The organism is uncultured Flavobacterium sp., from assembly GCF_963925415.1.
Classification (GTDB): Bacteria; Bacteroidota; Bacteroidia; order Flavobacteriales; family Flavobacteriaceae; genus Flavobacterium.
Window position 1 is genome coordinate 1 of the sequence record NZ_CAWUTS010000124.1, and the last position, 10,197, is coordinate 10,197.

The window sequence follows — 10,197 nt, forward strand, 5'->3', positions numbered from 1 at the left end:
CCTGTTAATGTTTTAATCTTAGATGAGCCTTCAAATCACTTAGACATGAAGACAAAAGATATTATTAAAGATGCTCTGCGCGACTTTGATGGTACATTAATCTTGGTGTCGCACGATAGAGATTTCTTAGATGGTTTGGCTACGAAAGTATTCGAATTTGGTAATCAAAGAGTGAAAGAACATTTTGAAGACTTGAAAGGTTTCCTAGAAATTAAGAAAATGGATTCGTTAAAAGAAATTGAAAAATAGAGATTAGGCGTTATTAATAAGCGGTTAGTTAAGTAAATAGTAAAAAAGCTCCAATTGGAGCTTTTTATTTTTTTTATAATTCAACTTTCCAAATTTTTAAAAGTTCAATAAATTCTTTTAAAACAGATTTATTTATAGTTTCTTCATCACATTTGTTTAAAGCAAATATTGGAGCGTAATAGAAAAAGGAATTATGTGTGTTGTTTTGTAAAAAATGGATGCTGTAACCATTATTATCTGTTACATTACACTTACTAATTTTATTTGAGCCAATTCTAAAATCTGTTTGCTTGTATTTTTGAAAATTAATTGTTTGTTCAGATGTCAAAGAGTTGAATAATTCTTCTCTTTTTTCATCATTTAATTTAATTTTTTCAACGGTTTTTTTATATTTTTTCCCTTTAAGATAGCTTTTTGGAATTTTTTCTTTAAATACATTTATTGTACTGTCTTCTGAAAACACATAATGGATTCTATCATCAAAAGCATTCCAACCATAACCAATAGAAACCGTAACACAAATATCATTTCTTCTAAGTTCAAAAGGGAATTCTAAAGTTTTAACATCAATTGAATCTTTTAAACTTAAAAATAAGAAAGGATTATCTATTTTCTTTTCAATAACAGATTTCTCTTTCGTTACTTCATCAACTCTTGGATTTAAAATACTTTTTTCTTGTTTATTGCAAGAAAACAAAGTGAGAACTACTAGTATAAATACCTTTCTCATTAGTTTTATTTTAAGAAAAAAATTACAATAATTATGCCGTAATCTTTCAATAAATGCTATTTCTTCCTCCACTTATCAAAACCCATAGCGGAACTTTTCATTTCTTTTTGCCATTGTATACCATATTCTTTATTCAATGACTCAAACACTAATGCATTTTTAGCTTCGTATTCTTGAAAATTCACTGGAGGTAAACAACCAAAATCATAGTATTGAATGTTGTATTTTTTAGCAAAATCGAGATCTTCTTTGGTAATGGTTGACGCAATTCCTCCAATGATGTAAATAGTTTGCGTTTTTGAATTTACTTCAATTTTAGTTTCCTGACCTTTTACTTTAATTTTTGTAGTTGTTGCTCTTGATTGTTTTTCTTGTGCTTGTGTTTGAAAACAAAAGAATAAGAATACAGCCAAAATTTTATAATTCATCTTTTTGTATTTTATTAGTTACATCGGCTCCACCCCATTCTACTAGCGTAAAACCTTTACGATTTGTTTTTGGTAATTGTTGTTCTTTAATGCTTTCAAATTGATCTATACCGTAAAATTCCATATATACTCTAATTACTGTTTCTGGTTTTGGTTTTACCTTATTCACAGAAATTTCATTACAAGCATCATTTGTTAAAAAATGAATAAAATTGAACTCATTTCGTTCTAAAATAGGCAACCAAAACTGTATAAATTCATTAGTTTCTTGATTATTCAATCCAATATGTTTCAATTTTTCAATAAAAAAATCGATTAAGTTTTCTTTTTCAACAACAAAACCATCTGTATATTGATAATGTTCGTTTGGAAAATCTATTACTCCATCCCAAAACAAAGAACTATAATTACGTTTGGTTTTGGTGTCAAAAAGTTGTCCGTTTGGAGCAGCAATTACTTTCCAATTTCCTTCATATTTAGGAAAAGTAGTTAGTAATTTCCCTTTAAAATCGAATTGCAGTGTAACCTCTGTTTCTTTTGTTGGATAGAGGTAAATTACTGGTTTTCTAAGTAAAATTTGTTTATCATTTGAAACAAGTAGAGCTTTTAAAGAGATAGTAATCGTTTTTTGTTTTCCAATTATTATTTTTTGTGATTCATAGTTCGCTTTTTCAAACTGTAAAATATCATTTTTTCTAACTTCAATATTATAATTTCCTAAGCTGTCAGAATTTGCTATTACTTTGGAGTTAAGATTGGTTATTTTCACATCTTTCACTGGCTCGCTTTCGCAATTGATTACCTTACCTACAAGTATTCTAGCTTTTTTCTTTGCGTTAAGCTTGTATTCATTAGCATATAACATATACATTTTTTCTAATTCTTTTTTAGAAATGTTTTTGGTTGTGATAACTAGTGCTCCATTTTGAGCTTTTTCACCATAAATTGCTGTTGCAGCTTGGTATTTTAACACATCCACTCTTTCAATATTATTAGGGTTGATGTCCTTTAAAATATCTTCTGATACATAGTTAGAATTGACAACGTATAAAATTTTATTGGCAATATTTACTGTTGGTTTTGTATTTATTCTCCATCCTTTTTGCTTAGGTATTGAATCTTGAGCAAACACTACAGAGATTGAAAAAACAACAAATAATAGGATTAATTTACTTTTCATATGTAGATATTTATTTGTTTTTTATAGGTCATATGGTATCGCCATCTTTATTGGTGTATGTTTGCAGCAAACTTGTTGTTAGTGGCGATTTCATATTTTTTAAATTATTTCTTTTTTAGTGGCTTTCCATTTTTCGTACTAATAATAACTACGCCATCTTTTCCTTTTTCACCATATCGTTGTTGTGCTTCTTCTTTTTGATAAATCGTTGTTGCTGTAATTTTTTGCTTATCTAAAGGATAATAAGGACTTGTTGGATTTTTCCCAAACAAAGACTCTTCAGAATATTCTACTCCATTTATAATATACAATGGTTTTTTCAAAACAATCATAGTGTCTATTTCTTCATTATCTATCATGGTTTCTATTTTACTCATACTTTCTACTTCTCCATCAATAACCACTAAAGGATTTGGTTTCACATTGCTCTTTTGATTTTGCATCGCATCATTAGCGTTAGGCAAGAAAGTATTTCGAGGTATTTCATTTTTTGATGCTATAATAGGTTGTATTGTATTGTTTACAGAAACAATGCTCTTTGGTTTGGCTAAAATAGAGTCAGATTTTGATGAAAATCCTACTATTCTTTCTTCACTTGGTAGTGTCTTTTCATCGAGTTCTCCTAATTGCATTTCATCATTATGAACAATTGACATCTCTTCGAAAACAATCTCAGGTTGATTATTCAGTAATACGTTCTCGTTTTTTTTAAGCGAAAGAGTTGTGTCTTTCTTTAGTTCTACTAAAGGTGCTACAAGTATCATTTTCTTTTTAATAGTGTCAGAAACTACAATGCTGTTTTCTTCTCTTTGAATAGGAGTAGTATTCATGTAAAAATGATATATAATAGTTGCCACAATAACCACTGAAGCTGCAACACTGATTTTTTTCCAACTGTTTTTCTCTTGCTTTAAAACATTGGTATCTAATTTATCTTCAACTCTCGACCACACTTTTTCCATTCCTGGGAAAGTATTCAATTCTGCATTTTTAGCAGCTTGTTGTATTTTTTTATGTAATTTATTTTCAATTTCCATTGCCTTATCTCGCTTTTTGATAGTAATATATATTCACTAGCTCTTTTAACTTTGTTTTTGAAGCATTTAATTGTGATTTTGAAGTGCCTTCGGAAATACCTAATTGAGCCGCAATTTCTTTATGTGAAAAGCCTTCAATAACAAACAAATTGAAAATGGTGCTACAACCTTCTGGAATGTAGTTAAGTAGTTTCAGTAAATCGGCTTCTTCCAAATCGGTAACATCATCGGCTAAAGGCAGCGATTTATAACTTACATCTTCTAAATACAAATTGAAGTTTATGTTTTTCTTTAACTGTAGTAAACATTGGTTTACCACAATTTTTCGAGCCCAAGCTTCAAAAGCATAATTCTCCTTTAACTGATTCAGCTTTGTGAAGATGATAAAAAATCCATCTGCTAAAACTTCTTCTATTTCTTCCTCTTTTTTCAAGTAGCGCTTGCATAAACTATAAAGCTTAGGAGCCATATATTCATATAGCTGCCGTTGCCCATCACGGTTCTGTTTTTTACAGGCTTTTATTATTTTTTCATCCATCACAATTGGTTTGCTATTTATATAGAGTATAAAATTTAGAAAAAGGTTGGGAAAGCATTGAAAATATTTCTTTAAAAATAAAAAAAGGCATACGTTTTTTATCACTTATGCCTTTATATTTTTACTATTTCTATTATTATTCTTTAAAAACCATATCAATACACATGATTGCTGCTAGGATTAATTGTCGTATTGGATCTTCTGCTCCAACCGAATTATCTATATTTAAAACATAATTATCTGCGCTAGTAAAAAACTCTTTACCCATTCCAGCCCATTTTTTAGAAACGGTTGCAATTTCTTTATTATGTTGTACAAATTTAAAATCCCAACCTGTCCATTTACCTTGCAAAGTACATAAATGTCGGTCGTTTGCATCGTGAATTTCGAATTTCCCTCCAAAAGAGAAAACTTTTTGTTTAAAAACGCCAATTAAACGTTCGTTTTGATCAAAAACCTCAACATCCGATTTAAAAAGAGCTACTCCTCTTTTTACACTTACAATTGGTTTTCCTTGCGTATCGCTAACGACAACATGGAAAGGAGTCATTCGCTTATAGTCTGTAAAACGGAAAAGTTTGGTGAAAAATCCTAAATTAGGTTCTGTGCAAGACATCATTAACGAGCCATTCTCTGGATTAAAAATATCATAACTATTGGCAGCTTTAAACATGCCTACTTTTTCTTTCACTAAGAAAACGTTTCTAGATAAAATGGAATTCATTTATTTATTGATTGTTAATTTATATATTTCAGACTTTAATTCTTCTGTGTCATTATCTTCGCAAAGTAGAAATTCGATTTCTTTATCGGATTCTTTGAATAACGTAATCCCTTCAAATTTATTTGTTTTAGAAATTAGCATCGTATTTTCTAGTTCAAGATTTTCTACATTAATTTTCCCTAAAAAAGAACCTAAAATTTCACCATCAAGATAGGTCGAAGTCGTATTTTCAACGGCTGCTAAAAAATAAATGGTTGTATCAACAAGAATAGCATCGGTAAAAGTAGCTTCAACATCATTAATCTTTGGTAATATTATTTTCTTAAACACCAAAGAATCGTCTGCGCTCAATATAAAAATGCCATTAGCACTATTTCCTGCATTTCCTCTTTGGAAAAAATAACTTTTATCCGGTGTAATAATTACTCCTTCAATATTCAAATCATCATCAGAAAGAGAAGCTTCTTTTTTAAACCTTTCATAGACTACGCTGAAATCTTTATTTTCAATCTTCTTCGATTTCAAATCATAACTAATTCTTTGATTTCTCTTTTTTGTAGAACCAGAACCCAAAATAATTACGTTATTGTCTTTTAAAGCCATCGATTCAAAGTCGAGTTTGTCTTTTTTTAGGATATTTTCAGCAGGGTTTTCAACCAAAGCATGTTTTTCTAAACTTGCTTTTTCAATTTGATATTCATACAAATAGGTACTATTATCTGAAATCAAGAATAGAGAATTCTCGTTAAATAACAAACCTGATGCCGAACCAATACCCATAATATTAAGAAACAATTGAAGCTGAAATTTTTCCATTTTGCTTGATAATTTTTTTGGTTGTAAAAATACATTTATCTTTATGAATAAAATTTAAAAAATGAAAAATATAGATACTTCCACGCTTAAAGTTACAAAGCCTATTCAATTAAAAAATATCCCAACGCTTATTGATGTAGCTACTTCTGAAAAAAAGAAGGAAAAAGAACTACAAAAAACAAGAGAAAAGCTAAGCAAATTGCAAGACAAAATGTATGCACATAATAAATATGGTGTGTTAATTTGTCTACAAGGAATGGATACCGCTGGAAAAGACAGTTTAATTAGAGAAGTTTTTAAAGAGTTCAATGCTCGTGGTGTTGTAGTGCATAGTTTTAAAACTCCAAATTCAACCGAATTGGAACATGATTATCTTTGGAGACACTATTTAGCGTTACCCGAAAAAGGGAAATTTTCTGTTTTTAATAGAACACACTACGAAAACGTATTGGTTACACGCGTTCATCCTAATTATATTCTGAATGAGAATATTCCAAGTATCAATTCGGTAGAAGATATAACTCCAGCATTTTGGGAAACCCGATTTGAGAGTATCAATGCCTTTGAAAAGCACATTACTTCAAATGGGATAATTGTATTAAAATTCTATTTGCACTTAAGTAAAGAAGAACAAAGACAACGTTTATTGCGAAGATTAGAAACTGAAAAACACAATTGGAAATTTTCTCCAGGCGACTTGAAAGAACGTGAATTATGGAATACATATCAAGAATGTTATGAAGATGTATTAAATAACACATCAAAAGATTATGCTCCATGGTTTGTTGTTCCTGCTGATAATAAAGAAACGGCACGATATATTGTAGCCAAAATTATGTTAGATGAATTGAATAAATACGATTTTCATTACCCAGAATTACAAGACGATATAAAGAGTAATATTAAAATCTACCATGATCAATTGAATAGTGAGGCATAAGGTTGTAGTTAAATTAGCGGTTGACTAAAATCTAAAAACTCAAAATAAACCCTATATTTGCAACTTTAAAATTGCAAATGAATTTATCTACATACACCAAAGAATTTTCTTATAATTTAAAGTTGGCTTATCCTATAATTTTAGGAATGTTAGGTCATACTGTTGTTGGAATTGTTGATAATGTTATGGTAGGCAAATTAGGGGCTGATGAATTGGCAGCAGTTTCCTTAGGAAATAGTTTTATTTTTATAGCGATGTCTCTAGGAATAGGGTTTTCAACAGCCATTACTCCATTAATTGCTGAAGCTGATGGCAGAAAAAACATTGAGGAGGGTAGAAGTATATTTCATCATGGCTTGTATTTATGTTCAATTTTAGGCCTTGTTTTGTTTGCGTTAATTTTCTTTTCAAAACCACTGATTAGTTTTATGGGTCAACCCGAAAATGTAGTTGAGCTAGCTAAGCCTTACTTAAATATAGTAGCGTTTTCTTTGATACCCTTAATAATTTTTCAAGCATACAAACAATTTGCAGATGGAATGAGTGAAACTAAATACTCCATGTGGGCAACTATTTTAGGCAATCTTGTTAATGTGCTTTTAAATTATTTATTGATATATGGTATATGGATTTTTCCAGAATTGGGAATTGTAGGTGCGGCTATTGGCACTATAGTGTCCAGAATTGTAATGCTAGTATTTATGCATTATATGATGACTATAAAAGAAAAATTTCATCCTTTTTTTAAAGATTTTGATATAAAAAAAATTAAAAAAGAAGTTAATAAAACCATCATAAAATTAGGAACACCATCAGCATTGCAAATGTTTTTTGAGGTAGCCCTTTTTACAGGTGCCATATGGCTTTCAGGAATTGTAGGTACCACAAGCCAAGCAGCTAATCAAATTGCATTAAGTTTAGCATCTTTAACCTTTATGTTTGCTATGGGATTAAGTGTGGCCGCTATGATACGAGTTGCCAATCAAAAAGGATTAAACGATTATAAAAAACTGCGTATTGTGGCCATGTCCATATTTTTATTAGCTATATTTTTGGAAATAATTTTTGCTTTAATTTTCATTATTTTTTATGATTATTTTCCATTATTATTTTTAGAATCAAAAGATGGCTTAGGCAATCCTATTTTAGAAAACCTAGAAGTTATTGCAATTGCTTCGCATTTATTACTAGTTGCAGCTGTTTTTCAAATCTCAGATGGCATTCAAGTTGTAGTTTTAGGAGCATTGCGTGGTTTGCAGGATGTAAAAATTCCTATGTATATGACATTTGTTTCGTATTGGATTATAGGCTTCCCTATATCAATTTATTTAGGACTTTATACCGATTTACAAGCAGTAGGAATATGGCTAGGACTTTTAGCAGGATTAACAGCGGCAGCTATTTTTTTGTATCTTCGCTTTAATTACTTGACAAAAAAATTAATTAATAAATAATTATGATATCAGCAGCAATATTTGGAATAATTTTAATAGGCATTAGTTTTGCTATTAAATCACAAAATCAACAAGCCCAAAAATTATCAAACCCACTTAAATATGCAGGTTTGTTGATCGTATTATTGGGTTTTTTATCATCGCTATTTGTTCAGATTGAAGCAGGAAAAGTTGGTGTAAAATCATTATTTGGAGAAGTAAAACCTTCTATATTAGAAAGTGGTTTGCATATTGTAAATCCATTATTTGACATAACTCCATTTGATATACAAACACAAAATTATACAATGTCAGCTTTAAATGAAGAAGGGGCTAAATCTGGAGATGATGCCATACGAGTTTTATCTGCTGATGGTTTAGAAGTAATTATTGATTTAACAGTTTTATATCGAGTTTTACCTGGTGATGCACCCGTTATTTATAAAAAATTAGGGATCAACTATTCCGATAAAATTGTACGCCCTGTTACACGAACGCGTATCAGAGACAATGCTGTTTTTTATGATGCAGTAGCATTATACTCATCTAAAAGAGAAGAGTTTCAAACTAGAATTTATAATTCTATCGAAAAAGATTTTAAAAGTAGAGGATTGGTTTTAGAGCAATTATTAATACGTAATATTAATTTACCAGCTTCTGTAAAAACAACTATAGAATCTAAAATTAATGCCGAACAAGAAGCTCAAAAAATGATTTTTGTTTTGCAAAAAGAAAAACAAGAAGCTGAGCGTAAACGTGTCGAAGCTCAAGGTATTGCCGATTATCAACGCATAATTTCTTCGGGTTTAACAGATAAGCAATTGCAATATGAATCTATTAAAGCGCAGCTAGAAATTGCTAAATCACAAAATGCTAAAGTAATTTTAATGAATGGTAAAAGTACACCGATAATTTTATCAGATAAATAAACAATTTAATTGCAAGAAAAATGATAAGACCAAAATTTATATTAGGAGATAATTCAGACTTTCCAGATGACATTTTCATTGTACATCTTGATTATCCAAGATTTTTAATCAACTTAAAAGATGATGAAGTAGAGTTTTTAGAAGAAATTGATGAAGAGGATGAACGCGAATTAGAATCGGAAATGGAACATTTAATAACTCTCGCCGGTGAGTTTTATGATAAGGAAATGGAAGAATTTGAAGATTAATTCTGCTCGTTAAAACCATTTTTTAGAGTATAAACAGCTAATCCAACTCTAGTTTTTAATTCTAATTTCTCAAAAAGACTATCTCTATAGTTTTCAATAGTTCTTGGGCTACAAAACATTTTTTCTGAAATTTCTCTATAATTCATTTCGGTTACAGTGTATTTCAAAAATTCTTTTTCTCTATCTGATAAAATAATTTCTCTTTCGGCATCAATATTATCATCACTTAAACTAGTAAAAACTTTACTTGCTGCCCATTCTGGAAAAAAATGCCCGTTTGAAAACAGTTTTAATAAAGCATTTTCTAATTCTATAGGATGCACATTTTTAAGCATATAGCCTTTTGCACCATTTTTTATCATTTTAATTAAGCTTTGCTCGTCATCTTGCATGCTTAAAGCCATTATTAGAATATCTGGATAGGTTTCTTTTAGCCAAAACGCAGTTTCAAAACCATTCATTATTGGCATACTTATATCTAACAAAACAATATCTGGAATGTTGTTTTTTGAAAATTTTTCTTGCAAGTCTTTACCATTTTCACAAACATATAGCACTTCAAAAGAGTGAAAATTTGAAATTATACTGCTTAATGCATTTGCAATTAACACATGATCGTCTACAATTACAATAGATTTTTTCATTTTTATAAAGGTATTAATATTGTAAGTTTTGTTCCAAAATTTGTTTTACTTTCAAGTTCAAATGTGCCACCAAGAATTTCTGTTCTTTTTTTTATATTATGTAGCCCAATTCCGTTTGTTTTTAGTTTTTTCAAATCAAAACCAATTCCATCATCTTGTAACTGCAATTGAATAGAATTATCTTTCTTTTGCAAAGAAATAAATATGTTTTCACATTTAGAATGTTTGATGCTGTTTTGTAAAAACTCTTGCACAATTCTATATAATACACTTTTAATTTGATAGGACTCCACTAAAACAA

At 29.5% G+C, this 10,197-nt stretch carries 13 protein-coding genes and 1 pseudogene; 5 read left to right on the top strand and 9 right to left on the bottom strand.

The features are described 5' to 3' along the window. A pseudogene (locus AABM47_RS09760) lies at positions 1–249 on the top strand (ABC transporter ATP-binding protein); the annotation flags it as partial. 73 nt (positions 250–322) lie between these two features. Here AABM47_RS09760 and AABM47_RS09765 read toward each other — a convergent pair. The 7 genes from AABM47_RS09765 to AABM47_RS09795 form a co-directional block, all read right to left on the bottom strand. Further along, positions 323–979 (bottom strand): hypothetical protein, encoded by a 657-nt coding sequence (locus AABM47_RS09765; RefSeq protein ID WP_338410736.1) that lies wholly within the window; start codon positions 977–979, stop codon positions 323–325. 56 nt (positions 980–1,035) lie between these two features. After that, positions 1,036–1,407 (bottom strand): hypothetical protein, encoded by a 372-nt coding sequence (locus tag AABM47_RS09770; protein WP_338410737.1) that lies wholly within the window; start codon positions 1,405–1,407, stop codon positions 1,036–1,038. After that, positions 1,397–2,587: a TonB-dependent receptor plug domain-containing protein gene (locus AABM47_RS09775; protein WP_338410738.1), complete on the bottom strand. Its 1,191-nt coding sequence runs from the start codon at positions 2,585–2,587 to the stop codon at positions 1,397–1,399. Before AABM47_RS09775 ends, AABM47_RS09770 begins: the two co-directional genes overlap by 11 nt. A gap of 104 nt (positions 2,588–2,691) precedes the next feature. Next, the gene (locus AABM47_RS09780) at positions 2,692–3,624 is read right to left on the bottom strand and encodes a hypothetical protein (protein WP_338410739.1); all 933 of its coding nucleotides are present in this window, start codon (positions 3,622–3,624) and stop codon (positions 2,692–2,694) included. Between the two features lie 4 nt (positions 3,625–3,628). After that, entirely contained in the window at positions 3,629–4,162 is a 534-nt protein-coding gene (locus AABM47_RS09785) for a sigma-70 family RNA polymerase sigma factor (RefSeq protein WP_338410740.1), read from the bottom strand. 136 nt (positions 4,163–4,298) lie between these two features. Continuing rightward, positions 4,299–4,886, bottom strand: coding sequence for a phospholipid scramblase-related protein (locus tag AABM47_RS09790; RefSeq protein ID WP_338410741.1), 588 nt, complete (start codon positions 4,884–4,886; stop codon positions 4,299–4,301). Continuing rightward, entirely contained in the window at positions 4,887–5,702 is an 816-nt protein-coding gene (locus AABM47_RS09795; RefSeq protein WP_338410742.1) for a hypothetical protein, read from the bottom strand. It lies immediately after the preceding gene. Positions 5,703–5,763: 61 nt separating this feature from the next. Here AABM47_RS09795 and AABM47_RS09800 point away from each other — a divergent pair, with 61 nt between their 5' ends. The 4 genes from AABM47_RS09800 to AABM47_RS09815 all read left to right on the top strand — a co-directional run bounded on the left by AABM47_RS09800 (position 5,764) and on the right by AABM47_RS09815 (position 9,252). After that, positions 5,764–6,642, top strand: a complete 879-nt coding sequence (locus tag AABM47_RS09800; RefSeq protein ID WP_338410743.1) for a PPK2 family polyphosphate kinase — start codon at positions 5,764–5,766, stop codon at positions 6,640–6,642. A 77-nt stretch (positions 6,643–6,719) separates the two neighbouring features. After that, positions 6,720–8,096: an MATE family efflux transporter gene (locus AABM47_RS09805; protein WP_338410744.1), complete on the top strand. Its 1,377-nt coding sequence runs from the start codon at positions 6,720–6,722 to the stop codon at positions 8,094–8,096. 2 nt (positions 8,097–8,098) lie between these two features. Further along, the gene (locus AABM47_RS09810) at positions 8,099–9,004 is read left to right on the top strand and encodes a prohibitin family protein (protein ID WP_338410745.1); all 906 of its coding nucleotides are present in this window, start codon (positions 8,099–8,101) and stop codon (positions 9,002–9,004) included. Positions 9,005–9,024: 20 nt separating this feature from the next. Further along, entirely contained in the window at positions 9,025–9,252 is a 228-nt protein-coding gene (locus AABM47_RS09815) for a hypothetical protein (protein WP_338410746.1), read from the top strand. Here AABM47_RS09815 and AABM47_RS09820 read toward each other — a convergent pair. Together AABM47_RS09820 and AABM47_RS09825 are read right to left on the bottom strand one after the other, a co-directional pair. After that, a complete protein-coding gene (locus AABM47_RS09820; RefSeq protein ID WP_338410747.1) occupies positions 9,249–9,896 on the bottom strand; it encodes a response regulator transcription factor in 648 nt (215 codons plus the stop codon). The two genes, AABM47_RS09815 and AABM47_RS09820, sit on opposite strands and share 4 nt — an antisense overlap. Before the next feature lie 2 nt (positions 9,897–9,898). Next, a partial coding sequence (locus AABM47_RS09825; RefSeq protein ID WP_338410748.1) for an ATP-binding protein occupies positions 9,899–10,197 on the bottom strand: 299 nt, incomplete at its 5' end.